This window comes from Pseudogulbenkiania sp. FW507-F1 (genome assembly GCF_058781125.1).
The window spans coordinates 202,052-224,643 of record NZ_JBYSWM010000001.1 but is presented as its reverse complement, the minus strand read 5'-3'; the positions used below and the strand labels follow the sequence as shown (position 1 = coordinate 224,643).

The 22,592-nt window shown below is 68.8% G+C and carries 22 protein-coding genes; 4 read left to right on the top strand and 18 right to left on the bottom strand.

The window, feature by feature from the left end:
* Nucleotides 1–4: 4 nt before the first annotated feature.
* Genes AC3WG5_RS01050 through AC3WG5_RS01030 form a run of 5 tightly spaced genes read right to left on the bottom strand, consistent with a single transcriptional unit; the run spans nucleotide 5 to nucleotide 5,723 of the window.
* Nucleotides 5–514, bottom strand: a complete 510-nt coding sequence (locus AC3WG5_RS01050; RefSeq protein WP_482584043.1) for a nitrous oxide reductase accessory protein NosL — start codon at nucleotides 512–514, stop codon at nucleotides 5–7.
* Nucleotides 511–1,326 carry an ABC transporter permease subunit gene (locus AC3WG5_RS01045; RefSeq protein WP_200810867.1) on the bottom strand — a complete coding sequence of 272 codons (816 nt, stop codon included), beginning with the start codon at nucleotides 1,324–1,326 and terminating at the stop codon, nucleotides 511–513. The genes AC3WG5_RS01050 and AC3WG5_RS01045 overlap by 4 nt, the downstream gene beginning before the upstream one ends.
* On the bottom strand, nucleotides 1,323–2,231 hold the full coding sequence (locus AC3WG5_RS01040) for an ABC transporter ATP-binding protein (RefSeq protein ID WP_482584044.1): 909 nt from the start codon (nucleotides 2,229–2,231) through the stop codon (nucleotides 1,323–1,325). Before AC3WG5_RS01040 ends, AC3WG5_RS01045 begins: the two co-directional genes overlap by 4 nt.
* A 19-nt stretch (nucleotides 2,232–2,250) precedes the next feature.
* A complete protein-coding gene (locus AC3WG5_RS01035) occupies nucleotides 2,251–3,534 on the bottom strand; it encodes a nitrous oxide reductase family maturation protein NosD (protein ID WP_492567471.1) in 1,284 nt (427 codons plus the stop codon).
* Nucleotides 3,531–5,723, bottom strand: a complete 2,193-nt coding sequence (locus AC3WG5_RS01030; protein ID WP_492567470.1) for a 4Fe-4S binding protein — start codon at nucleotides 5,721–5,723, stop codon at nucleotides 3,531–3,533. The genes AC3WG5_RS01035 and AC3WG5_RS01030 overlap by 4 nt, the downstream gene beginning before the upstream one ends.
* A 196-nt stretch (nucleotides 5,724–5,919) precedes the next feature.
* Here AC3WG5_RS01030 and AC3WG5_RS01025 point away from each other — a divergent pair, with 196 nt between their 5' ends.
* Together AC3WG5_RS01025 and AC3WG5_RS01020 are read left to right on the top strand one after the other, a co-directional pair.
* Complete coding sequence (locus AC3WG5_RS01025; RefSeq protein WP_008952367.1) at nucleotides 5,920–7,182, top strand: ATP-binding protein; 1,263 nt, start codon at nucleotides 5,920–5,922, stop codon at nucleotides 7,180–7,182.
* Nucleotides 7,179–7,706 carry a response regulator transcription factor gene (locus AC3WG5_RS01020; protein WP_008952368.1) on the top strand — a complete coding sequence of 176 codons (528 nt, stop codon included), beginning with the start codon at nucleotides 7,179–7,181 and terminating at the stop codon, nucleotides 7,704–7,706. The genes AC3WG5_RS01025 and AC3WG5_RS01020 overlap by 4 nt, the downstream gene beginning before the upstream one ends.
* A 310-nt stretch (nucleotides 7,707–8,016) precedes the next feature.
* On the opposite strand, the gene AC3WG5_RS01015 is transcribed toward AC3WG5_RS01020, so the two are convergent.
* From AC3WG5_RS01015 to ada, 3 genes are all read right to left on the bottom strand, one after another.
* A complete protein-coding gene (locus tag AC3WG5_RS01015) occupies nucleotides 8,017–8,649 on the bottom strand; it encodes a LysE family translocator (protein ID WP_482584047.1) in 633 nt (210 codons plus the stop codon).
* Between the two features lie 253 nt (nucleotides 8,650–8,902).
* Nucleotides 8,903–9,553, bottom strand: a complete 651-nt coding sequence (gene alkB / locus AC3WG5_RS01010) for a DNA oxidative demethylase AlkB (RefSeq protein WP_492567469.1) — start codon at nucleotides 9,551–9,553, stop codon at nucleotides 8,903–8,905.
* Nucleotides 9,550–10,662, bottom strand: coding sequence for a bifunctional DNA-binding transcriptional regulator/O6-methylguanine-DNA methyltransferase Ada (ada, locus tag AC3WG5_RS01005; protein WP_482584049.1), 1,113 nt, complete (start codon nucleotides 10,660–10,662; stop codon nucleotides 9,550–9,552). Before ada ends, alkB begins: the two co-directional genes overlap by 4 nt.
* A 296-nt stretch (nucleotides 10,663–10,958) precedes the next feature.
* On the opposite strand from ada, the gene AC3WG5_RS01000 reads away from it, so the two are divergent.
* Nucleotides 10,959–11,522, top strand: a complete 564-nt coding sequence (locus AC3WG5_RS01000) for a bifunctional pyr operon transcriptional regulator/uracil phosphoribosyltransferase PyrR (RefSeq protein ID WP_482584050.1) — start codon at nucleotides 10,959–10,961, stop codon at nucleotides 11,520–11,522.
* Between the two features lie 12 nt (nucleotides 11,523–11,534).
* On the opposite strand, the gene AC3WG5_RS00995 is transcribed toward AC3WG5_RS01000, so the two are convergent.
* The 10 genes from AC3WG5_RS00995 to AC3WG5_RS00950 form a co-directional block, all read right to left on the bottom strand.
* Nucleotides 11,535–12,332, bottom strand: coding sequence for a substrate-binding periplasmic protein (locus AC3WG5_RS00995; RefSeq protein ID WP_492567468.1), 798 nt, complete (start codon nucleotides 12,330–12,332; stop codon nucleotides 11,535–11,537).
* Nucleotides 12,333–12,409: 77 nt separating this feature from the next.
* The gene (locus AC3WG5_RS00990) at nucleotides 12,410–13,792 is read right to left on the bottom strand and encodes an FAD-binding oxidoreductase (RefSeq protein ID WP_492567467.1); all 1,383 of its coding nucleotides are present in this window, start codon (nucleotides 13,790–13,792) and stop codon (nucleotides 12,410–12,412) included.
* A gap of 10 nt (nucleotides 13,793–13,802) precedes the next feature.
* On the bottom strand, nucleotides 13,803–14,426 hold the full coding sequence (locus AC3WG5_RS00985) for a glutathione S-transferase family protein (protein WP_492567466.1): 624 nt from the start codon (nucleotides 14,424–14,426) through the stop codon (nucleotides 13,803–13,805).
* Nucleotides 14,427–14,492: 66 nt separating this feature from the next.
* Nucleotides 14,493–15,848 (bottom strand): aldehyde dehydrogenase family protein, encoded by a 1,356-nt coding sequence (locus AC3WG5_RS00980; RefSeq protein WP_492567465.1) that lies wholly within the window; start codon nucleotides 15,846–15,848, stop codon nucleotides 14,493–14,495.
* Between the two features lie 296 nt (nucleotides 15,849–16,144).
* Nucleotides 16,145–17,317 (bottom strand): NAD(P)H-dependent flavin oxidoreductase, encoded by a 1,173-nt coding sequence (locus AC3WG5_RS00975; protein WP_492567464.1) that lies wholly within the window; start codon nucleotides 17,315–17,317, stop codon nucleotides 16,145–16,147.
* A gap of 108 nt (nucleotides 17,318–17,425) precedes the next feature.
* Nucleotides 17,426–18,118, bottom strand: coding sequence for an anaerobic ribonucleoside-triphosphate reductase activating protein (locus AC3WG5_RS00970; RefSeq protein ID WP_008952377.1), 693 nt, complete (start codon nucleotides 18,116–18,118; stop codon nucleotides 17,426–17,428).
* Nucleotides 18,099–18,275: an anaerobic ribonucleoside-triphosphate reductase gene (nrdD, locus tag AC3WG5_RS00965; RefSeq protein ID WP_294864012.1), complete on the bottom strand. Its 177-nt coding sequence runs from the start codon at nucleotides 18,273–18,275 to the stop codon at nucleotides 18,099–18,101. The genes AC3WG5_RS00970 and nrdD overlap by 20 nt, the downstream gene beginning before the upstream one ends.
* A 55-nt stretch (nucleotides 18,276–18,330) precedes the next feature.
* Nucleotides 18,331–20,064: a ribonucleoside triphosphate reductase gene (locus AC3WG5_RS00960; protein WP_492567463.1), complete on the bottom strand. Its 1,734-nt coding sequence runs from the start codon at nucleotides 20,062–20,064 to the stop codon at nucleotides 18,331–18,333.
* Between the two features lie 476 nt (nucleotides 20,065–20,540).
* On the bottom strand, nucleotides 20,541–20,981 hold the full coding sequence (locus AC3WG5_RS00955) for a DUF411 domain-containing protein (protein WP_492567462.1): 441 nt from the start codon (nucleotides 20,979–20,981) through the stop codon (nucleotides 20,541–20,543).
* A gap of 75 nt (nucleotides 20,982–21,056) precedes the next feature.
* Nucleotides 21,057–21,377 (bottom strand): hypothetical protein, encoded by a 321-nt coding sequence (locus AC3WG5_RS00950; protein ID WP_148283000.1) that lies wholly within the window; start codon nucleotides 21,375–21,377, stop codon nucleotides 21,057–21,059.
* Nucleotides 21,378–21,570: 193 nt separating this feature from the next.
* Between AC3WG5_RS00950 and AC3WG5_RS00945 the strand changes: the two genes are divergently transcribed.
* On the top strand, nucleotides 21,571–22,527 hold the full coding sequence (locus AC3WG5_RS00945; protein ID WP_008952381.1) for a LysR family transcriptional regulator: 957 nt from the start codon (nucleotides 21,571–21,573) through the stop codon (nucleotides 22,525–22,527).
* The last annotated feature ends 65 nt before the right edge of the window (nucleotides 22,528–22,592 follow it).

The window sequence follows — 22,592 nt, the reverse complement described above, 5'->3', positions numbered from 1 at the left end:
AATCTCACATATGGCTGTCGTGAAGGGCGCCGCCGTCGAGCCCGACCATGTCGGCCTTGATCTCGGCGAACGCCAGGACCTTGCCGCCGAAGCGTTTGGCGAAGGCGTCGGCTTGGGCACGTTGGCCGAAGGGCACCAGCGTCGCCCCCATCGAGCCCTGCTGGGACGAGCCCTGCACGTAGAACGCCTGGTGCGCGTCGATCCAGTCCGCTTTGGATGCTTGGCCGTGGGTGGCGCCCATGTCCTGCACGTAGAGCGCGGTGATGCGCTTGGCCTGCTCCGGCTTGAGGTAGAGCGAGAACATTTCCACGGTGTCGCAGAAGAATTCCGGCTCGCCCTGGGCGTAGTGGATCTGCGCCTTGGAGCCGGGGTAGTCGGCGAGCAGCATGCCGTCGAGCGCGCAGGCGGTGTCGGGCTTGATGGCGAGCGGGTCGGTCTTGGCGGCGCGTTCGTCCTGGCAGGCGGCGAGGCCGGCCAGCAGCGCCGCGAGTGTGAGCGCGGTGCGTAGTTTCATCGGAATCTCCACAGGGCGACGGCGAGCGGGGCCACGATCCAGCCCGTCAGCAGGCCGCCCAGCAACAGCGGTTGGGTCATGAGGTCGGGCAGCACGCTGCCCAGTCCGTAAAAGGCGCGCAGCTCGTCGCTGCCGAACATGTTGAGCGCGCGGAACAGGTCGGCCGGGTTGAGCAGCATCAGCCAGGGCAGCAGGGAGCCGGCGGGGCCGTCGCCCTGGATCACCAGCAGCCCCAGCAGCAACAGGTCGAATACCAGCACGAAGAAGAACCACAGCGCGATGGCGGCGCCGGAGGCGCGGGTGCGGTCGCCGCAGAGCACCGAGACCAGCAGCGCCAGCGACAGGAAGGCGAGCCCCAAGAGCAGCGCCGAGAGCATGAAGCCGGCGTAGTGGTAGAGCGCGGCGAAGGGCAGGCGCGTGGCGAGCAGCACGCCGGCGACGCCGAAGCCCGCCAGCGTGGCCATGCTCAGCGCGGCGGCGAGGCCGCTGTACTTGCCCAGCAGCAGTTCGGCGCGGCTGATCGGCAGCGACAGCAACAGTTCCAGCGAGCCGCGTTCGCGCTCGCCGACGATGGCGTCGAAGCCGAGCAGCAGGGCGATCAGCGGGATCAGGTAGATCACCAGGCTGACCAGGCTGGCGATGGTGACTTCGATGCCGCGCAGGCCCACTTCGCCCTGCTGGGCGGCGCCGAAGTAGGCGATCACCAGCGCGAACAGGGTGAACACCGCGCTCACCGCCAGCACCCAGCGGTTGCGCAGGCGGTCGCGGAATTCCTTGGCGGCGACGGTACGGATGGCGACGAGGTCGATCATGGCGTCACTCCCGCGTAGCCCAGGATCACGTCTTCCAGCGACGGCTCGGCCAGGCGCACGTCGCGCACCGCCGCGCCCAGCGCCGCCACTTCCGCCAGCAGTGCCATCTTGGCCAGGGGCGGGCAGGCGAGCTGCAGCTGGCCGGCGTCCGCCGCCTGCCGCAACGGGGCGTGGCGGTCGAGCCGGGCCAGTTCGTCCGCGGTGAGCGGCCGGCTGGTGCTGAGCGTGACGCCGAGCGGCAGCGCCGCCGCCTCGCGCAAGCTTTGCACGGTGCCGAGCGCGGCGAGCTTGCCGGCCTTGAGGATGGCGACGCGGTCCACGCGCTGCTGGATCTCGGCCAGGATGTGCGAGGTCAGGATCATGCTCACCCCCTGCGCGCGCAGCTCGGCGAGCAACTGGTAGAAGGCGTGGATCGCCTCGGGGTCGAGGCCGTTGGTCGGCTCGTCGAGGAACAGCAGCTGCGGGTCGCCCAAGAGCGCCTGCGCCAGGCCCAGACGCTGGCGCATGCCCTTGGAGTAGGTGCCGACGCGGCGCTGGGCGGCGTGCGCCAGGCCGACCTTGTCCAGCAGCGGCACGACCTGCTGTAGTTTGGCGCCCTTGAGGCGGGCGAAGTAGGCCAGCGTCTCCGCGCCGCTCAGGTTGTCGTACAGCGCCAGCTGTTCCGGCAGGTAGCCGATGCGGCGGCGCACGGCGCGGAACGTCGCGCCGCGGGTAGGCGCGCCCAGCACGCGCACGCTGCCGGCGCTGGGTTCGAGCAGCCCCAGCATCATCTTGAACAGCGTGCTCTTGCCGGCGCCGTTGTGGCCGGTGAGGCCGAACAGCTCGCCGCGTTCGACGCGGAAGCTGACGCCGTCGACGGCGGCGAGCGTGCCGAAGCGGCGTTCGACCTGGTGGAGTTCTATCACGGGTGGGTTCATGGCGGATTCACTGCGAAGTAAAGCGGTAGCGCGGCGCGCTCCACGCCGTCCAGCCGGGGTGGTTCGGGCGCATCGCCGGATGCGGGTCGAGCACGCTGGGGGCGCGCAGCAGCGGGAACTGGCGCGCGATCAGGCGCAGGCTCTGCACCGCCGGGCTGTTGAGCAGCAGCTTGGCGGCGGGATAGCGCCACAGCAGGCGGTCGACCAGGTCGTTGGCCTGGTAGGGCACGTCGCCGCGGCCGTCGCCGTCGCGGTCCCAGCCCAGGTAGTCGCTCCAGTGGTTGCCGCGCGGCGGGCCCCATTCCTCGTCGCGCGAGCCGACGTAGCGCACCTGCTCGCGGTTGGCGATGAAGTCGTTGTCGGTCACCACGTTGCGCACCGAGCCGGCCGACAGGTGCACGCCGACCTGGTTGCCGATCACCAGGTTGCCGCGCAGCGTGTTGTACTCGGCGTCGTAGACGAACAGGCCGCGCGCGTTGCCGGCCACCACGTTGTCGGCCACCACGGAGTCCTGCAGCGTGCGCAGCATGATGCCGTGGTCGGAATTGCCCCACACGTGGTTGTTCACCACCACCTGGTTGCGCGCCTCCATCAGCGCCAGTCCGCCACGGTTGTGGTAGACCTCGTTGCCTTCCCAGCGGTTGTAGTAGGAGTTCATGTAGTGCGTGCCGTAGCGCGCGTCGTGGATGGTGTTGCCGCGAAACAGCGCGTGGTGCGAGACGTCGACGTAGATGCCGTCGCGCACGAAGCTGATGCGGTTGCCGACGATGGCGGCGCCCTCGGTGTTGTAGAGCTGGATGCCGTTGCCGCGGTTGACCGAGGCGTAGTCGCGCTTGCCGGTGATGAGGTTGTTCTCGACGCGCGCGTCGCGCACCTTCTCGATCCACAGCCCGAACAGGCAGTAGCTGAGGTCGTTGCCGCGCACGGTGGCGCGGTCGGCGCCCGGCTCGAGGTAGACGCAGGCGTTCTGCGCCCCCAGGTCGTCGCCGCTGTCGCGTACGATGAAGCCTTCCACGCGCACGTCCGGCGCGGCGATGCGGATGGTGTCGCCACGGTTGCCGCCGGACAGCGTCGGCCGTCCGACGCCGCGCAGCGTCAGCGGCTTGGCGAGGCGCAGGTTTTCGCGGTAGAAACCGCGCGCCACCTCGACCGTGTCGCCGGGGGCGGCGCGATCGAGCGCGGCCTGGATCGACGCCCCCGGCGCCACCGTCAGCACTGCGGCCGATACCGGGCCCGCCAGCAGCGCCAGCAGCAGCGCGCTTCGGCCAACCTTGTACCGGCCCGGGTTCACGCCGTTTCCTTCTTGGGCTGCGGCCGGGCCGGCTTGGGCTCGGCCGGCAGCGGGGTGATCGGGATGAAGTAGCCGTCCTTGCCGATCGGCGTCAGCGCCTGGCCGGCCTTGGTGCGGCGCTTGCGCTCCTGCGCCAGCGGCGGGCAGGCGTGGTCGTCGTAGTACATCACCATGCAGTCGAGGCAGAGCAGGCATTCCTTCTGGTCGATGCGGCCCTTGTCGTCGATGGCGAGCGAACCGCAGCCCACCGCACAGGCGGCGCACGGGCCGCACTCGGCCTTGCGCTTGAGGCCGAACAGGCGGAAGCGCGACGGGATGGCGAGGCTGGCGCCGAGCGGGCACAGGTACTTGCAGAACGGCCGCTCGACGAACAGCGACACGCCGACGATCAGGGTCCAGAACAACACGAACGGCCAGCTGCGGTGCAGCACCCCGACCAGGAAGGTGGTCTTGAACGGCTCGACTTCGGCCAACTGCTCGGCCAGCGTCATCGAGTACAGCGACACCCCCAGCAGGCCCAGGAACACGCCGTACTTGAGCCACTTGAGGCGCGCGTGCAGGCGCGCGTTGGGCTTACGCTGGAAGCGCTTGAGCGGGGTGGCGGCGACGATCTTGTACAGCCCCTCGGTGAGCGAGCCGAACGGGCACAGCCAGCCGCAGAACAGCCCGCGCCCCCACAGCAGCACGGTGATCAGGATGAACCACCAGAAGATGAAGATCAGCGGGTCGGACAGGAACAGCTCCCAGCGCCATTCGCCGACGAGCGCGTGCACCCAGGTCAGCACCTGCGTCACCGACGGCTGCGCCATGGCGCCGAAGCCGACGAAGCCGACGCTGATCGCCCAGGCGGTGTATTTCGGGATGCTGACCCAGCGCTTGTCCTTGCGCGAGGAGCGGCGCACCAGCTTGTCGCGCAGGGCGTAGGTCAGGCTCACCGTCAGCAGGAAGGCGACGAAGCCGGCGATCTGCCAGCGCTTCTCCTTCCACACCTTGAGCCAGGTCGGATCGGGGCGCTCGACGTGCGGACGGCCGCCCTGCAGGTAGCGCGCCGGCAGCCAGTACTCGCGTTCGAAGGCGGCGAAGGTTTTCTGCGCGGTCTGCTGGTCGATCTTGTTGCCGAGGAACACCAGTTGCCACGGGTAGGCGGCGGAGAAGTTCGGGGCGTGGCGTACGATGAAGATGCCCGACTCGTGGAAGGCCGGCGCGCCGCGCGCGGCGATGTCGTACAGGTTGAGGTAGTCGAGGTCGCGGAAGGTGTAGCTGTCGAGGTCCTGCTGCACCTGGATGCGGTCGTAGATGCCGCCGCGTACATAACCCGAGCCCTTGAACGACTCGCTGCCGTCGTTGACGATGAACAGCGCGTGTTCGCCCGGCTGCAGGCGCGCCATCAGGCTCTGCCAGGCCGAGTCGCCGAGCACGGCACGGCCGACCGTCGGCTGGTTGAGGTAGCCGAACCACAGGTCGAGATAGGGACGGGCGTCGTCGGGCAGGCCGACTTGCTTGCGGCTGACGGCGAGGTGCTGCACCGCGCCTTCTTCGGCCAACCTGGCCCAGTCGGGCTTGTCGGCCGGGTCGAGGAAGCGCGCCGCCGGCTTCGGCTTCGACTTGACGATGCCGACCTGGCGCGCCACGTTCATCGCCGACTTCATCATCACCTGGTTCTGCGAGATCACCGTCACCGTGGCGCCGGTGATGCCGTCCAGGCCGGCGTTGCCGGCGTCGCTGCCCTTGCCGATCTCCAGCTTGTCGGTGACGTGGTGGCCGAGGTACTGGCGCGTGAAGCGGGTGAGCTCGCCCTCGGGGATGCCCAACAGCAGGATCGGCTCGCTGTGTTTGAGGATTTTCGAGCCGGTGTAGCGCCCGGCGTTGTCCATGCCGATCAGCGTCACCACCGGCTTGCCGGAGTAGGCCGGGATGTCGACGATATCGGTGGACAGGAACACGAAGCCGACGCGCTCGCGCCGGCCGTTGACGGTATGGTAGCCCTCGACGAAGGGCGGCTTGCCTTGGCGCTCGGAGAAGCTGTCGGCGCCGGGCAGCACGTCGCGGCACGGCGCGTAGTCGCACAGCCGCGGGGAATCGGACAGTTCGGGGGGCAGCTTGGCTTCGTAGGAGCCGGATCCGGCCTCGGCGGCCGTCGCCAGCAGCAGGCCGCAATACAGGGCGGCGAGGCGGAGCAGGGCTTTCATGATTGTGGACTTTCGCGGATGTTGCCATCCGGTCGTGCCGAGGCGACGCTCGGCCAGCCGGGTGGGCAGGATGACGGCATGATAGAAGCTGGGGCTTGGGAGCGACTTGATCTGAGATAACCGAAGCCGGAGCGGGGCGGGCGCCGCGGCAATCGGCCGCAGCCGGAGGGCGGTGCCAGGTGGTAAAGTGGCGCGCATGAACGCCCCGCGCCTGCCCCGTACCCTGCTTACCCCCGACCTGCCGCGTGCCGTGCGGCGCCTCTCGCTGGTGCGGCGCGTGATGCTGCTGAGTGCGTTCCTGGCCGTGCTGGGCGCGGCGCTGGCCGGCGTGGCACTGCCCTGGCTGCCGCTCGGGCTGGGGCTGGGCGGGCTGTTCGCGGCCAACCTGGCGCTGGATCACTGGCTGGGGCGCGGCGGCAGTACCGCGCTGATCCTCCAGCTCGGGCTCGGCGCCGACGTGCTGGTGCTCGCGGCGCTGTTGGCGCTCACCGGCGGCGCCGCCAACCCGCTTGCCTCGCTGTTCCTGCCGCCGGTGCTGTTCGCCGCGCTGATCGCTCCCGGCGCGTTCGCCTGGCTGCTGGCCGCGCTGGCGATGCTGCTCTACGGCCTGTTGATCTTCTGGCACCTGCCGCTGCCCGACTTCGGCGAGCCCGCCATCGTCTTCAACCTGCACATCATCGGCATGTGGCTCACCTTCGCGGTGTCGGCCTGCCTCATCACCGCCTACGTCTCCTACCTGTCGCGGCTGTTGGCCGAGCGCGAGGCCGAGCTCGACGCCGCGCGCGAGACCCAGTTGCGCGACGAGCAGCTGGTGGCGGTCGGCATGCAGGCGGCCGGCGCCGCGCACTCGCTGTCCACCCCGCTCAACACCCTGACGCTGCTGGTGGACGAGCTGGCCGCGAGCCACGGTGGCAACGCCGAGCTGGCCGACGACCTGACGCTGATGCGCCGCCAATTGGCGGTGTGCCGCGACGCGCTGGCGCGCCTCAAGCTCGGTGCCGAACCCGCCCCCGCCGCGCAGCCCTTGTTCGCCACCCTGGCCGAGCGCCTCGACGGCTGGCGCAGCCTGCGTCCCGACGTGCGTCTCGACTGGCAGCCGCCGCCCGGCGACGACCCGCTCGTGCTGCTGGAGCCGGTGTTCTGGCCGGCCTTCTTCAACCTGATCAACAACGCCGCCGAGGCCGGCGGCGGCGAGGTGACGGTGAGCGCGCGGCTGCAGGGCGAGGCGCTGCAGCTCGACATCGTCAACCGCCAGGGCTGCCTCAGCGCCGCGCAACTTCGCCGTGCCGGGCTGACGCCGCTCGACTCCGACAAGCCGGCCGGGCTCGGCATCGGCATGTTGCTGTCGCACGCCACGCTGGCGCGCCTGTCGGGCTCGCTGGAACTGACCAACCGCGCCCAGGGCGGGGTGCACGCGCGGGTGACGCTGCCGCTGCAGCGGGCGAAGGAGGGGATATGAACGAAGCCATCTTGCTGATCGACGACGACGAGGCCTTCAGCGCGGTGCTGGCGCGCTCGCTGACGCGGCGCGGCCACGTCGTGGCGGTGGCGCACTCGGCCGAGGCGGCGCTGGCCGTGGCGGACGCCCCGCCCACGCGCATCGTGCTCGACCTCAACCTGGGCGGCGACAGCGGCCTGCGCCTGTTGCCGCTGTTGCGCCAGCGCTGGCCGGCCGCCGCCGTGGTGGTGCTGACCGGCTACGCCAGCATCGCCACCGCGGTCGAGGCCACCAAGCTCGGCGCGGTGCAGTACCTCGCCAAGCCGGCCACGGTGGACGACATCCTCGCCGCCTTCGAGCAGGTCTCGGCCAACCCCGAACTGCCGCTCGCGCCGCAGCCGATGTCGCTCAAGCGCGTCACCTGGGAGCACCTGCAGCGCGTGCTGGCCGAGCACGACGGTAACGTCTCGGCCACCGCGCGCGCCCTCAACATGCACCGCCGCACGCTGCAGCGCATGCTGGCCAAGAAGCCAGTGAAGAACTAGCCGGCGCAATCGATCCAGCGCCGAGTTCCCGCCCGGGGCCGGCGCATCCCCCCTCCTTTACGAGCCGGCACGGCGCGCGCCGCGCCCTGGCTCCAGCTTGCCGGCATATGTTTAGACTGATTAAACATTGGACGAACTAGAGCTTTTACGCTAGATTATTCCGCGCACCTAAGAGCTCAGGCTTTTGTGTGTTAGCCCCTCGAAACATCGCCGCCGGATAAGCTCTGGCGAGGTGTTTCTTCCTCGTGTTGGCCCCTGCGGAGCGATCCCCGGGGGATTTTTTTTTGCGGCTGAGGCCATGCCTGTTGACTCATGCACGCGGCACTGAGGAAATGAGCTTGCTGCCCAGTGCAACCATGACGCCGCCGGTGGCTCGGTCGAGCCAAGCCTTGTAGCGCAAGTAGATGCTGCGCGGCCGTGCCGAGGAGAGGGCCAGGGCGACCAGGGTGTACCAGCCGGCCTCGATGATAAAGACGAGGCCCGCCACGCCGAGATCGAATGCCCGTGATGAGGCGGCGGGAAGGAAGGCGGCAAAGACGCTGGCGTACACTATGGCTGTCTTGGGGTTGCTCACCTGTGTGGTGAGTCCCAGAACAAAGGAGCGCACGGTGGTGGTGCGGGCGGTCGAGTCGATGGTGCCGCTGATGAGGGGCTTCCGGGCGCCAAGCCAGATACGGAGCCCGAGGTAGGCAAGGTACAGCCCCCCGGCCACCTTGAGAATCTCATACAGTGACGGAACCGCAAGCAGCAGGCCGTGCAGCCCAAGCAAAGCGGCCGAGGCAAAGGCGAGTCCGCCGATGCCCATTCCGAGGGCGGCGCCGATGCCGTCAGCTCGTGACGAAGAAACGGCGGTGCGAGCGACCATGACGAAGCTCGGGCCTGGACTGGCCGCTCCGATGGCAAGGGTCGTGGCGATGCCGAGCAGGGCGGTGGTTTCTTGCATGGCGCTACTTCTTGAGGGAAATGGAAGCGATGGGCGATGGCAGGCGGGCTCCAACGGCGGGTTGGCCGCCGGAAAAGACCTGATCAAGGGTGTTGCCACCTCAACGTAGGCGGCAGTATCCCTGGCGGAAAGCTTGCCATAACGGCATTTATGACAAAAGCGTTTTTGTGATGGCCCGCGAATACACGCTGGGCGTACCTTGTCCCCTGTCGGTCGGTTTCCTCCCCCAACGTTGGCCGAACAACTCTTCCCGCTACCTTACCTTCCGAAACGTCAGATTGATGCGTTGCGCCCCCAGCAAGGGATGGACGCCCTCCTTGAGCGGCAGCACTCCGTGGTAGCGCAGCCGCGCCGGGCCGCCCCACACCACCACGTCGCCGTGCGCCAGCGGGATGCGCTGCGTCTTTTCCTCGCGCCGTCGTAGGCCGCCGAACAGGAACAGCGCCGGCAGGCCGAGCGAGACCGAGACGATGGGGGCGATCTGGTCGCGCTCGTCCTTGTCCTGGTGTAAAGACAAGCGCGAACCGGGGACGTAGCGGTTGATCAGGCAGGCATCCGGCTCGTAGCCGGGGAAGCCGGCCTCGGCGGCGGCGTCGCGGGCGAGCAGGCGGAAGCTCTCCGGCATGGCCGGCCAGGGCTGGCTGGTGGTGGGGTCGAGCGGGTCGTAGCGGTAGCCGCTGCGGTCGCTGACCCAGCCGTAGCGGCCGCAGCCGCTCATCGTCACCGACATGCGATAGCCGCCCGGGGTGATCATCTGGCGGAACGGCGCCACGGCGGTGACGTCGCCCAGCGCGGCGAGCAGGGCATCGACATGGGGCAGGGCGAAGCCGCGCAACACCACAGCGCCCGGCGCCAGTTCCTCGCGCCAGCGCGGGGGCTCGTCGCCGAACAGGTCGAAAGTCATGGCTCGGAGCGCTCCTCCCCGCCGCTACTCCGTTGCTGTGCTTCGCGCTCCAGCAGCGCGCGCTTGCGCTCTACGCCCCAGCGGTAGCCGGACAGGCTGCCGTCGGTGCGCACCACGCGGTGGCAGGGGATGGCGACCGCCAGCGCGTTGGCGGCGCAGGCGCCGGCCACGGCGCGCACCGCCTTGGGCGCGCCGATGCGCTGCGCGATCTCGGTGTAGCTGGCGGTGCTGCCGGGGGGAATCTCGCGCAGCGCCTGCCAGACGCGGCGCTGGAACGCGGTGCCGCGCAGGTCGAGCGGCAGGTCGAGGCCGAGCGCGGGGGCTTCGACGAAGCCCACCACCCGGGCCACCAGCTGTTCGAAGCCGGCGTCGCCGCCGATCAGCTCGGCGCGAGGGAAGCGGTCCTGCAGGTCGCGCGCCAGGGCGTCGGGGTCGTCGCCCAGCAGGATGGCGCACACGCCGCGTTCGCTCTGCGCCACCAGGATGGCGCCGAGCGAGCACTGGGCGATGGCGAAGCGGATGCGGGCGTTGGCGCCGCCTGCGCGGTAGGCGCTCGGCGTCATGCCGAGCACCGCGTCGGCGGTTTCGTAGAAGCGGCTGTTGGCGTGGTAGCCGGCGTCGTAGATGGCGTCGGTCACCGTGCCGCTGGTGGCCAGCTGCTCGCGCACGCGCCGTTCGCGCTGCGCCGCGGCGTACTGCTTGGGCGTGAGGCCGGTGATCTGCTTGAACACGCGGTGGAAGTGGTAGGCGCTGAGGCCGACGCGCTGCGCGAGTTGCGCCAGGTTCGGCGCGTCGTCCGCGGCGTCGAGCAGGCGGCAGGCCGCGGTGACCTTGGCCGCGTGCTGTTCGGCGCGGCTCGGCTGGTCGGGCTGGCAGCGCCGGCAGGGACGGAAGCCGGCGCGTTCGGCGTCTTCGCGGCGGGCGTAAAAGCACACGTTCTCCGGCCGCGCCCGGCGCGCCGCGCAGGACGGGCGGCAGTACACGCCGGTGGTCCGGACCGCGTAGTAGAAGGTGCCGTCGGCCTGCGGGTCGCGCGCCAGCACCGCGGCCCAGCGCGGGTCGCGCTCGGTGGCGGCGGCGAGTTCGGCGTTTTTGGTTGCGGCGTTCACGACGCGCTCCTTTCGACAAGGCAGGGGATGACCGTGATGCTAGCGGCGCGGGCACCGCGCCGCACTCCGGCCCTTGCTTTTGAATTCGACCGCTGAGCCACGGCCAGGGTTGCGTGCGCCATCACAGCAAGAAATGCCGCGCCTGGCAACGGGCGGGGCGGCAAAGGTTGGCCGAAGCCGGCCGCCGCGTGCTCGCCCACTTGCTATACCGGTAACAGCACCTGGGCGCCGGGCATGTCCCGTCGTACCGCTTGGCACCCGCGCCGCCCCCTCGGACCCGCACAAGGAAACCCCGCATGGAATCCGCAACGCTCCCCGACCCCTGCCTGTACGACAGCGCGCAACTGGAGCTGGTGGTCGCCGACATGGCGCGCCGGGCGGCGCTGCTGCTGTCCGGTCACGAGCGGGTGGCGGTGATCGGGGTGCTGCGGCGCGGCGCGCCGCTGGCCGAGCGCCTCACCGCCGCGCTGGTGACGCAGTACCGGCTGGCGCCGCCGCTGCGGCTCGATCTGTCGATCAAGCGCTACGCCGACGACCTGACGCTGCTGCATCCGGAAACGCAGTTCACCGAGAACGCCGCGCACGCCAGCCTGGACCTGGCGGGCTACGCGCTGCTGGTGGTGGACGATGTGCTCTACACCGGCCACTCGCTGCTGCGCGCCGTCGAGTACCTGGCGCGCAAGCAACCGGCGGCGATCTATGCCGCCATGCTGGCCGACCGCCACGTCACGCGCCTGCCGCTCCATGCCGACGTGGTGGGCCTGCACTTGCAGGTGGCCCCGCCCGACATCGTGGAATGCCATGTGCCGCCGTACGAGGCGGAATTCAAGATCGTGCTGAGAAAGCCGGCGGCGCGCTGACGCCGGCAGGGTTCATTGCGGTTTGACGCAGGACGGCCGTTCGTTCGCCAGCGGCGCGCGCTGCAGCTCCGCCGCGACGATCGACTCGATTTCCCGGCGCTGGCGCATCTCGGCGATGGCGCTGTCGAAGCGCCTGAGCAGCTCGCGCTGGCCTGCCTGCTTGTTGATGGCCAGATTGATGCCGACCGAGACCAGGTAGTTCGGCGCCGCGACGATGCCGGCATAGCGCGGCTGATCGAGCAGCTTCTTGCCGGCCAGTTCCGGCGCCAGCACGAAATCCAGCCGCCCGCACGCCAGCTTGCTGAAGTTTTGCGCGTCGGACTCCACCTCTTCCACCTCGACGCTGCCCTCGTGGCGCAGTTGGTCGAACGCCGCGCCGTACGACCAGCCGCGTATCACGCCGACACGGTAGCCTTTCAGGCTCGCCGGGCCGTCGTAGCGAAAGCCGCTCCAGCGGCCGGCATCGTAATAGACCGCGACGTTCTCGGTGAAGTAGGGGCTGCTGAAATCGCCGCTGAGGTCGCGGCTGGGCGAGTGCACCAGGCTGCCGGCGGCGGCGTGGCCGTCCAGGAACTCGGCCATGAGCCGGTTGAAAGGGCGAGCCCGGATGGCGACCTTCTCGCCCATGCGCTCGAAGGCGCGGCGCAGGATGGCGGGATAGATGCCTCGCGCTTCGCCGTGGGGGCCAGCGTACATGGTGGGCGGGCTGCCGGCATCGAAGTTGATCACCAGCTCGGCGGCGTGCAGGGGGCCGGCGCCGGCCTGCAGGCCGAGTAGCAAGACGTAGGCGTTGATGCGGTGGCGGTGCATCGGCGGCTCCTGTCGGTGTCTGCCTGGCGGGGTATCATCCGTTTTCATGCTAGACGATACGACAAGCGGTGCACGTGCTACAGCCAGCGCCCCGGATTCATCAGGCCGGCGGGATCGAGCGCCTGCTTGATGGTCTTCATCAGGGCGAGCGCCACCGGGTCCTTGTAGCGCGCCAGCCAGTGCGGCTTGAGCTGGCCGATGCCGTGTTCGGCGGCCAGGGTGCCGGCGTGGCGGTAGACCAGGTCGTAGACGATCTCGTTGACGCGCGGCTCGTCGGCGAACAGCTCGGCGTTGCCGGGGCGGGTGTAGCTGACGTTGTAGTGCAGGTTGCCGTCGCCGGCGTGGCCGAAGGCGACCACGCGCACGCCGGGGAAGGCCGCCGCCAGCGCGGCGCCGGCCTCGTCGAGGAAGGCCGGGATGGCCGAGCTCGGCACGCCGATGTCGTGCTTGATGCTGGGGCCGTCGCGCTTCTGCGTCTCGGACATCGCCTCGCGCAGCTGCCACAGCTTCTGGCGTTCCGTCTCGCTCTGCGCCACCACGCCGTCCAGCATGTCCTGTTCCGCGAGCCAGGCCACCAGCCGCTCGCTCAGCTCGGCCGAGTCGCCGCTGTCGGAGAGTTCGATCAACAGCGCCCACGGCGCGGTGAACGGCAGCTGGCCGGGGTGATACTTGGCCAGCAGGTTCTGGCACACCTCGGATAGGATCTCGAAGGTAGTGAGGCGGTCGCCGAAGGCGTCCTTCAGTGCGTTGAGCCAGGCGATGGCGCTGGCGGCGTCCCGGACCCCGACCAGCGCGGTGGCGTGCGCCGTGGGGCGGGCGAACAGCTTGAGCGTGGCGGCGGTGATCAGGCCGAGCTGGCCTTCGGCGCCGATGAACAGCTGCTTCACATCCAGCCCGCTGGTGTCCTTCCGCAGTCCCGACAGGGCGTTGAGGAGCTGCCCGTCCGGCAGCACCACTTCCAGCCCCAGCGTCAGCTCGCGCATGGTGCCGTAGCGCAGCACCGCCAGACCGCCGGCGTTGGTGGAAAGGTTGCCGCCGATCTGGCAGCTGCCTTCCGAGGCCAGCGATAGCGGGAACAGCCGGTCGGCGTCGGCTGCCGCCTGCTGCACCGCCGCCAGCGTCATGCCGGCCTCGACGGTGAGACTGTGGTTGGCGGCGTCGAGCGCGCGCACGCGGTTGAGGCGCTCCAGCGCCACCAGCAACTGGCGGCCGGAGCTGTCCGGCGTGGCGCCGCCACAGGTGGAGGTGTTGCCGCCCTGCGGCACGATGGCGACCCGGTGTTGGCGCGCCAGCCGCACCAGGGCGGCTACCTCGGCGCTGGAGCCGGGGCGCGCCACCGCCAGCGGTCGGCCGTGGTAGCGGCCGCGCTGGTCGGTGGTGTAGCGCGCACAGTCGGTATCGGCGGTGAGCAGGTTGGCCGAACCGATGACGCCGGCCAGCCGGGCGAGGAAGTCGTTCATGGCGGGTGCCTCAGCCGGGGATATCCGGCGCCATCAGTTGGTCCGGATGCTGCCAGCCGGGCAGCGCGGCGAGGCGCTCGAGCCAGGCGGCGACGTGCGGCCAATCGCGGACGCTGAGCCCGGCCTCGTCCAGCCACCACAGGTAGGCGCTGGCGCTGAGGTCGGCGATGGTGACGCCGCTCTCCAGCAGGAAAGGCTGCTGGGCGAGCTGGGCGTCCAGTACCGCGAGATCGGCGCAGGCGCGCAGTTCCAGCCAGGCTTCCACCTCGGCCGGGACGCTGGCGAAGCGGCGGTAATAGCGCAGGTTGGGTACCGACAGGCCGATGCGGTTGGCTTCCCAGCCCAGCCATTCGCGGATGCTCTGGCGCTCGCCGGGGCGGCCGGCCAGCACGCCCTCGCTCTCGGCCAGCCATTGCAGGATGGCGTTGGACTGCACCATCGGCACCCCGTCCACTACCAGCGCCGGCACCTCGTCCCAGCGGCTGGCGGCGCGGAAGTCGTCCGGCCGCTCGGCGCGCGACGCGGCCAGGTCGACGTGGCGGTATTCGTGCGAGACGTCGCCCAGCATCAGTGCCAGGCGGACTTTGTAGCTATGGCCGGAAAAGCGGTTGCCGTACAGGGTAAGGGTGCTCATCGGGGTCCGTTCGAAAGGGCGGCGGGGTGTTCGCCGTGCGGTGGGTGGATGACGTGCCCGCCGGCGTCACTTCTGCCAGTAGGTCTTGACGTTGACGAACTCGTAGAGCCCGAATTCCGACAGCTCGCGGCCGTAGCCGGAGGCCTTGACGCCGCCGAACGGCAGCCGCAGGTCGGAGCTGGTGTGGCGGTTGAGGTAGACGCTGCCGGCCTCGATGTCGCGCGCCAGCGCCCAGCCGCGTTCGGTGTCGGCGGTGTAGATCGAGGCGCCGAGGCCGAACGGGGTGTCGTTGGCCAAGCGGATGGCGTCGGCCTCGTCGCGCGCGCGCAGGAGGCTGGCCACCGGGCCGAACACTTCCTCGTGGTAGACGCGGCAGGCCGGGTTGACGTGGTCGAGCACGGTGGCCGGGTAGTAGAAGCCGGCGCCGTGCGGCATCTGGCCGCCGCAGAGCAGGGTGGCGCCGTTGGCGGTGGCGTCCAGCACCTGGGCGTGCAGCGCCTCGCGCAGGTCGGCGCGCGTCAGCGGCGCCAGCGTGGTGGCCCGATGGCGCGGGTCGCCGGGAATCTGGCGGCCGGCTTCGGCGAGGAAGGCGTCGACGAAGGCGTCGGCGATCTCGGGCACCACGATCATGCGCTTGGCGGCGTTGCAGCTCTGGCCGGCGTCGCGGAAGCGCGAGTGGCAGGCTTCGCGCGCCGCGGTCTCGATGTCGGCGTCGGCCAGCACGATGAAGGGGTTGCTGCCGCCCAGCTCCAGCACGGTCTTCTTGAGGTGGCGCCCGGCCAGGCTGGCGATGACGCGGCCGGTATTGGTGGACCCGGTGAACGCCACCGCGTCGGCGGCCTTGATGGCGTCCTCGACCTGGTCGTGCTCGATCCAGGCCGCGTCCAGCACGGCGAGGTTGGCCGAAGCGACGATGTCGAGCAGCTTCTGCGTGCTTTGCGGCACCGACGGCGCCGGCTTCACCAGGCAGGCGTTGCCGGCCATCAGCGCCGGCACGGCGAAGCGCAGCACCTGCCAGATCGGGTAGTTCCACGGCATCACCGCCAGCACCAGGCCCAAGGGCTCGAACGCCACGCCGCTGTGGCTGGCCTGGGTCGGGATGGTCTTGGCGGCCAACAGCCCCGGCGCCAGCTCGGCGTAGTAGCGGATCAGCTGCACCGATTTGTCGATTTCGGCCAGGCATTCGGCGGTGAGCTTGCCGACTTCCAGCGTCACCAGGTCGGCCAGCGCCACGCGCTCGGCGGTGAGGGCGTCGGCCAGCTTCAGCAGCCATTCGGCGCGCTGGGCGACGCTGAGGCGTGCCCAGGGGTGCTGCGCGCGCTTGAGCCGGGCGACGGCGTCGGCGAGTTTGTCTTCGGGCCAGGCGGGACGGGTGAACACCACCTCGCCGTTGGCGGGGTTGCAACTGGTAAAGGCTGTCATGGCAGGGCAGAAAACGCGATAGTGAACATCACTGTAACAAAAAGCCCCGGCCGAGGGCAGCCGGGGCTTTGGTCGCAGGCGACGCGGACGTTCAGAACCTGGCCATGATCTTGCTGCGCGATCCCTGATCGGGACTCATGCGCTCTGCGTGCGAATCTATCGCTGAGCCAATCGAAGATTGGCACGCAGGGATTCGCTCAGCGATCGGGAATCCTCATGGACTCCATGTCCATTCCGGTTCCTGTGCTGCTCTTCATCCCGCTGAGGGCCGCTCGCGACAGATCCTGAACAGGTTCTCAGGCCGGCGCCAGACCGGCCGGCTTCTCGCCGTGCAGGAAGTAATGGATGGTCTCCTGCACGCTCTTGATGGCGTCGCCGAACGGCAGCGGCTCGGCGCCGCGGAAGAACAGCCCCTTGCTCACCTCGCCGCGGAAGGCGGCGGCGAGCTTGAGGTCGATGCAGAACTGCCCGACCTTGGCGAGCCCGTCGCGCAGGCCGCACACCGACAGGCAGTTGAGCGCCTGGGTGCAGCGGCGCGGGTCGGCCTTGGCGTTGGCCTGCAACTTGTCGAGGCGCTTGAGGTAGCTCTTCAGCCACGGCGTCAGCACCCCGCGCGCCGGCAGCCCGGCCACGCTGACGAATTCGACGATGTCCTCGGCGCGGGCGCCGGCCAGGGTCTGCTTGAACTGCGGGTGGGCGTCGCCTTCCTCGGTCACGGCGAAGGCGGTGCCGATCTGCACCGCTGCGGCGCCGTAGTCGTTGAGGTAGGTCTGTACCTTCTCGTGGCTGTTGACGCCGCCGGCGACGATGAGCGGAATCTGCTCGCGCTCAAGTCCCAGCGACTGGAACAGCGCGAAGGTCTCGTCCAGCACCCGCTTGAAGTCGAACTTGGCGTCGGCGATGTCGTCGAGACGCGCCGCGCCGAGGTGGCCGCCGGCATGTTTGGGATGTTCGATGACGATGGCGTCGGGCAGGCGGTTCTTCTTCATCCAGCGCTTGAGCACGATGCCGATGCCGCGTGCCTCGGACAGGATCGGGATCAGCGCCACGTCCGGATGCGCGGCGGTCATCTCCGGCAGATCGAGCGGCAGGCCGGCGCCCATCACCACCGCGTGCGCACCCGACTCGCAAGCCTGGCGCACGTAGTCGGCATGGGCGTCGACCGCCTTCATCACGTTGACGGCGACCAGGCCCTGGCCGTCGGCGTTGGCCAGGGCGCCCTTCACCTCGCGGTCGAGCGCGATCAGGTTGAGGCGGTTGAGTTCGTCGGCGCCGCCGGCGCGTTCGCTCTGTGCCATCAGGTCGGGGTGCAGGTGGCGCAGGTCGACGCTGGCGATGGTGCCGACGCCGCCGGCACGGGCCACGGCGCCGGCCAGGCTCTTGGCCGAGACGCCGACACCCATGCCGCCCTGCACGATGGGCAGGAGGCTACGGCCGCGGATCACGAGGGGGGAAAACGGGTGGGTCATGGTGGGTGGGTTCTGGCTGCGGGGAAAGGCTCACATTGTAGGGAGGCGGGGTGGCAGGGCTTTGATCGGAGTCAAGGAAGACCCGGCCCCGCCGTGTTCTCCCCGGTTTCAATGCTGGCGGAAGGTGAAATCGGCAAAGCGCAGCGCGATGTCATGGTGATTGCCGGGCCAGCCGGCGGGCCATGGTGTCGGCAGCGGCGCGGGCGGGCGGATCGCCTGCCAACGGTAGTGGCGCACGCCGTGCGTCGCCAGCTCGTCGGCGAGCCGGGCCAGCACCGTTTCATCGTGCCAGTGCGGGTGGATCGAGGTGCGGCACTCGTAGGCGACGCCGCTGGCCAGCAGCAGCTCGAGGCTGCGGCGCGCGGCGCGGCCGCTGCCGGGCACGCCGGTGAGCGCATCGTAGCCGGCCCACTCCGTTTTCACGTCGAAGCCGACCCAGTCGAGCAGCGGCAGCGCTTCGGCCAACCTGGCCGGATACGCCCCGCCGCTGTGCAGCCCGGTGGCGAAGCCGAGTGCGCGCACCTCGGCCAGCAGCGCCGGCAGCGCCGCCTCGGCCAGCGGCTCGCCGCCCGAGAACACCACGCCGTCGAGCAGGCCGCGGCGGCTCGCCAGCCACTCGCGCAGCGCCGGCCAGTCGGTCTTGCCGTCGCGGCGCCGCCATAGCTGCGGGTTGTGGCAGTAGCCGCAGCGCCAGGGGCAGCCGGCGAGGAACACCACCGCCGTGAGCTTGCCCGGCCAGTCGCAGGACGAGAACGGTTCCAGTCCGCCGATGCGCGCCGCCTCAGCCGGCTTCACGCTCATCGAAGTGCAGGCGTTCGTTGAACTCGCCCTGCTTGCCGATGTTGAACGCCGCCACCGGACGGTGGTAGCCCATCACGCGGGTCCACACTTCACAACGGGTGCGTTCGCTGTTGTCCAGCACGGTGTCGAGATGGCGTTGTTCGGACAGATTGCTCATGGTGTTGCCTTTCTAAAAGAGTCAAAAGGTTGGCCGAAGCCGGGGGCATGGTGCTTTAACCCTGCCTGCGCCGCTTCTCCGCCAGCAGCTCCGCGTCGCAGCGCGGGCAGAACTCGTGGTGGCCCGACAGGTAGCCGTGTTTCGGGCAGATCGAGAAGGTCGGCGTGATGGTGATGTAGGGCAGGCGGAACCCCGCCAGCGCCCGTTTCACCAGTTGGCGGCAGGCCTCCGGGCTCGACACCGCCTCGCTCATGTAGAGGTGCAGCACGGTGCCGCCGGTGTACTTGCGCTGCAGCGCCTCCTGGCGCGTCAGCGCTTCGAACGGGTCGTCGGTGAAGCCCACCGGTAGCTGGCTGGAGTTGGTGTAGTAGGGCTGCTCGGCCGTGCCGGCCTGCAGGATGTCGGCAAAGCGTTTGCGGTCTTCCTTGGCGAAGCGGTAGGTGGTGCCTTCCGCCGGCGTCGCCTCCAGGTTGTAGAGATGGCCGGTCTGTTCCTGGAACGCCAGCATCTGCTCGCGGATGTGGTCGAGGTAGCGGCAGGCGAAATCGTGCCCCCAGGCGCTGGTGATGTCGTCACGGTCGGCGGTGAAGTTGCGGATCATCTCGTTGATGCCGTTCACCCCCACCGTGCTGAAGTGGTTGCGCAGCGAGCCCAGGAAGCGCTTGGTGTAGGGGTAGAGGCCCTCGTCGATCAGGCCCTGCACCACGCGGCGCTTCTCCTCCAGTGTGTCGCGCGCCAGCGCCATCAGGCGGTCGGTTTCCGCCAGCAGGCCGGGCAGGTCGTCCTTGAAGCGGTAGCCCAGGCGCGCGCAGTTGAGCGTCACCACGCCCACCGAGCCGGTCTGCTCGGCGCTGCCGAACAGGCCGTTGCCGCGCTTCAACAGTTCGCGCAGGTCGAGCTGCAGGCGGCAGCACATGCTGCGCACCATGTGCGGCTCAAGGTCGGAGTTCACGAAGTTCTGGAAGTAGGGCAGGCCGTACTTGGCGGTCATCGCGAACAGCAGATCGGTGTTCTCGCCGTACCAGTCGAAATCCTTGGTGATGTTGTAGGTCGGAATCGGGAAGGTGAACACCCGCCCCTTGGCGTCGCCCTCCAGCATCACCTCGATGTAGGCGCGGTTGATCAGCGCCATCTCGCGCGCGCAGTCGCCGTAGGTGAACGGCATCTCCTCGCCTCCGATCAGCGGGATCTGCTCGCGCAGGTCTTCCGGACACAGCCAGTCGAAGGTCAGGTTGGTGAACGGCGTCTGCGTGCCCCAGCGGCTCGGCACGTTGAGGTTGTAGATCAGCTCCTGGATGCACTGCTTGACCTGCTCGTAGGAGAGACCGTCCTTTTTCACGAACGGCGCCAGGTAGGTGTCAAAGGAGCTGAACGCCTGCGCTCCGGCCCATTCGTTCTGCAGCGTGCCGAGGAAATTGACGATCTGGCCGCAGGCCGACGACAGGTGGCGCGGCGGCTGCGACTCCACCTTGCCCGGCACGCCGTTGAAACCCATCTGCAGCAAGGTGCGCAGCGACCAGCCGGCGCAGTAGCCCGACAGCATGTCCAGGTCGTGGATGTGGAAGTCGCCCTCGCGGTGCGCGCGGGCGGCCTCGGCGCTGAATACCTTGGCGAGCCAGTAGTTGGCGGTCACCTTGCCGGCCACGTTGAGAATCAGCCCGCCCAAGCTATAGCCCTGGTTGGCGTTGGCTTGCACGCGCCAGTCGGCGCGGCTCAGGTATTCGTCGATGGCGGCGACGGCGTCGACCGGGGCGACGGGGTGGTCAGAAAGGCGGGCTGCTTCAGTCATGGCTCAACATATGGTGTTTGTTTCGTTGAGGTGCACTATAAATGGTGGAATGACGCTCGGGTGCGCGATGCGGGAATCCCTTGACGTGGATCAAGCGGTAAACCGCATCATGTTGTGTCTGAGAAATGAAAAAGGCACAGCATGCTGTGCCTTTTGGGGTGTGACCGGCAGGACGGGTGGCGCGGAGCGCAAGCCATCGCCGCCCAGGCGAGTCGATGGGGTCCGGCATTGACTGCACAAGGTCGCGCAGCGTTGCGAAGGAAGAATACCTTCACCCATCCGACAGCCAGGAAATGTGGAGGAGACCCATTTTAGTAGGCGAGCGAGCCAAAGCCGGTTGAGTGCCACCAGCGCAAAGGACGCGGCATGGACATGTAGTCCATGGGGATTCCGTATCGCTGAGCGAATCTCTGAGGGAGATTCGCACGCAGTACTGCCGGCACTCTTAAGGCGTAGCCGCCTAATGAAACGGGGCTTCAGCGCTCGGCATAGACGAAGCGTTTCCCCGTCTTGTCGAAGGCGTACACCTTGTACGCCACCTTGCCCATGCCCTCCATGCCCTCCATGCCCGGGCTGCCCGGTGGCATGCCGGGCACGGCGAGGCCGACGAGGTTCTTCGGCTTGTCGTGCAGCACCTTCTGCACCAGGTCGGCCGGCACGTGGCCTTCGAAGGTGTAGCCGCCGATGCGCGCGGTATGGCAGGCGCCCATGTCGGAGGGGACGCCGAAGCGCGAACGCACGCTGGCGAGTTCGCGGCTCGGCTCCACCTGCAGCGTGATGCCCTTGCCTTGCAGGTGCTCGGCCCAGGCCGTGCAGCAGCCGCAGTTGGGGTCCTTGTACAGCGTGCCCTGGACGGCCAGAGCGTGGCCGGAGAAGATCAGTGCGCCGATCACGGCGAGTCGTTGCGGAGTATTCATGGTCGATAGCTGTCCTGAGAGGGAGAACCTGGCGGCCCGGTGGCGGGCCGCCGCGTGCGGGATTCGCTTGCCTGCTCAGGCGACCGGGGGGCGGGTGGCCACCGGCGGGATGAACTGCGCCTCCCCGCCGCGTTCGTGTCCCACCTGCACCGCCCCGGGCGAGACCCGCCGTACTTCTCCGACATCGGCATGGGCAGCTGTTGCGTAAAAATGACAGCACGCTGGCGCATCGGATGGCAGCGCCCGGTGGCGGCAGCCGGCGTCAGCCGCTGCCATGCAGGGTGCGGCGGTGCTGCCATGGCATGCTTCTGGCGGTACGCTTTGCGCCAGGGTGGAGAGCGGCAAGGCCAGCCACACGGTCAGCACCAGCAGCAGCAAGGGGCGGAGGAAGTTCATGCGGTAATCGTAGCGCAGGTGAGGTGTGCCGGGCTTGAGCTGGCACAAATCATTTCAATCTTCATTGTTTTCAAAGAATGGTGTAACCTTTTTAAAGAAATACCCAATCAATTTTCGTCAGCCCCTCAGCTCGACGCCGGACGATCCCGCCCGGGGCCCGCAGGGGCCGGCCCTACCATGGAATCCGTAGCGCATGGATACCTTGAAGGCACTGATGGTCTTTATGACCACCGCCGAAAACGGCAGTTTCTCCGACGCGGCGCGCAAGCTCGGCGTCTCTCCCGCCGCCATCAGCCAGAGTATCGCCCGGCTCGAACAGGAACTGGAAGTCCGCCTGTTCAACCGCACCACGCGCCAGCTGACGCTGACCGAGGACGGCCGGCGCTTCTACGCGCAATGTCGCGGCCCGGTGAACAATCTGGACGCGGCCATCAACCAGCTCAAGGCGAGCCGCGACGAGCCGGCCGGGCACCTGCGTATCAGCCTGCCCAACTCCTTCGGCCGGCACTTCATCCTGCCGCTGATGGGCGAGTTTTGCCAGCGTCACCCCAAGATTCGCGTGTTCTTCGGCCTTGACGACCATTTTAGCGATCTGATCGAGGACGGCTACGACGTCGGCGTGCGCGTCGGCATGATGCCGGACTCGCGCCTGTCGGCGCGCCACCTGGCGCAACTGCCGCTCTACACCGTGGCGGCGCCCGAATACTGGAGCAAGAACGGCCGTCCGCAGAAACCCGACGACCTGGCCAACCACAACTGTATCAACTACCAATTCCCGACCTCCGGTCGACTGTGCAAGTGGGAGTTCGAGCGCGACGGCGAGCGTATCCCGCTCGAGGTCAACGGCATCTATACCCTGAACGACATCGAGGCGGTGTGCGAAATGGCACGCCTGGGCTTCGGCGTGGCGCAGGTGCCGGGTCATGAGGCAATGCCCTATCTGCGCAGCGGCGAACTGGAGGCGGTGCTGACCGACTTCATCTCGCTGGAACGTTCGATCTACATCTGCTTCCCGCACCGCGAGCACATCGCCCCGCGCACCCGGGTCTTCGTCGACTATGTGGCGGAGAAACTGGCCGAACATCCCGACATCGTCGCCGATCTCCCCGGTCTGGACCTGACTGCCAAGCGCGAGGCGGCGCAGCACTGAGCCGACGCGCCAGCCCGATCGCACGCCCGGCCTGGCCGGGCTTTTTTCTGCCTGTGGCCAACGGC

Excerpts from the sequence above, each read along its gene's own strand:
- AC3WG5_RS01050 (WP_482584043.1), bottom strand. The coding sequence starts at position 514 with ATGAAACTACGCACCGCGCTCACACTCGCGGCGCTGCTGGCCGGCCTC.
- AC3WG5_RS01045 (WP_200810867.1), bottom strand. The coding sequence starts at position 1,326 with ATGATCGACCTCGTCGCCATCCGTACCGTCGCCGCCAAGGAATTCCGC.
- AC3WG5_RS01030 (WP_492567470.1), bottom strand. The coding sequence starts at position 5,723 with ATGAAAGCCCTGCTCCGCCTCGCCGCCCTGTATTGCGGCCTGCTGCTG.
- AC3WG5_RS01025 (WP_008952367.1), top strand. The coding sequence starts at position 5,920 with ATGAACGCCCCGCGCCTGCCCCGTACCCTGCTTACCCCCGACCTGCCG.
- AC3WG5_RS01020 (WP_008952368.1), top strand. The coding sequence starts at position 7,179 with ATGAACGAAGCCATCTTGCTGATCGACGACGACGAGGCCTTCAGCGCG.
- AC3WG5_RS01015 (WP_482584047.1), bottom strand. The coding sequence starts at position 8,649 with ATGCAAGAAACCACCGCCCTGCTCGGCATCGCCACGACCCTTGCCATC.
- alkB (WP_492567469.1), bottom strand. The coding sequence starts at position 9,553 with ATGACTTTCGACCTGTTCGGCGACGAGCCCCCGCGCTGGCGCGAGGAA.
- AC3WG5_RS01000 (WP_482584050.1), top strand. The coding sequence starts at position 10,959 with ATGGAATCCGCAACGCTCCCCGACCCCTGCCTGTACGACAGCGCGCAA.
- AC3WG5_RS00995 (WP_492567468.1), bottom strand. The coding sequence starts at position 12,332 with ATGCACCGCCACCGCATCAACGCCTACGTCTTGCTACTCGGCCTGCAG.
- AC3WG5_RS00990 (WP_492567467.1), bottom strand. The coding sequence starts at position 13,792 with ATGAACGACTTCCTCGCCCGGCTGGCCGGCGTCATCGGTTCGGCCAAC.
- AC3WG5_RS00985 (WP_492567466.1), bottom strand. The coding sequence starts at position 14,426 with ATGAGCACCCTTACCCTGTACGGCAACCGCTTTTCCGGCCATAGCTAC.
- AC3WG5_RS00980 (WP_492567465.1), bottom strand. The coding sequence starts at position 15,848 with ATGACAGCCTTTACCAGTTGCAACCCCGCCAACGGCGAGGTGGTGTTC.
- AC3WG5_RS00975 (WP_492567464.1), bottom strand. The coding sequence starts at position 17,317 with ATGACCCACCCGTTTTCCCCCCTCGTGATCCGCGGCCGTAGCCTCCTG.
- AC3WG5_RS00970 (WP_008952377.1), bottom strand. The coding sequence starts at position 18,118 with ATGAGCGTGAAGCCGGCTGAGGCGGCGCGCATCGGCGGACTGGAACCG.
- nrdD (WP_294864012.1), bottom strand. The coding sequence starts at position 18,275 with ATGAGCAATCTGTCCGAACAACGCCATCTCGACACCGTGCTGGACAAC.
- AC3WG5_RS00960 (WP_492567463.1), bottom strand. The coding sequence starts at position 20,064 with ATGACTGAAGCAGCCCGCCTTTCTGACCACCCCGTCGCCCCGGTCGAC.
- AC3WG5_RS00955 (WP_492567462.1), bottom strand. The coding sequence starts at position 20,981 with ATGAATACTCCGCAACGACTCGCCGTGATCGGCGCACTGATCTTCTCC.
- AC3WG5_RS00950 (WP_148283000.1), bottom strand. The coding sequence starts at position 21,377 with ATGAACTTCCTCCGCCCCTTGCTGCTGCTGGTGCTGACCGTGTGGCTG.
- AC3WG5_RS00945 (WP_008952381.1), top strand. The coding sequence starts at position 21,571 with ATGGATACCTTGAAGGCACTGATGGTCTTTATGACCACCGCCGAAAAC.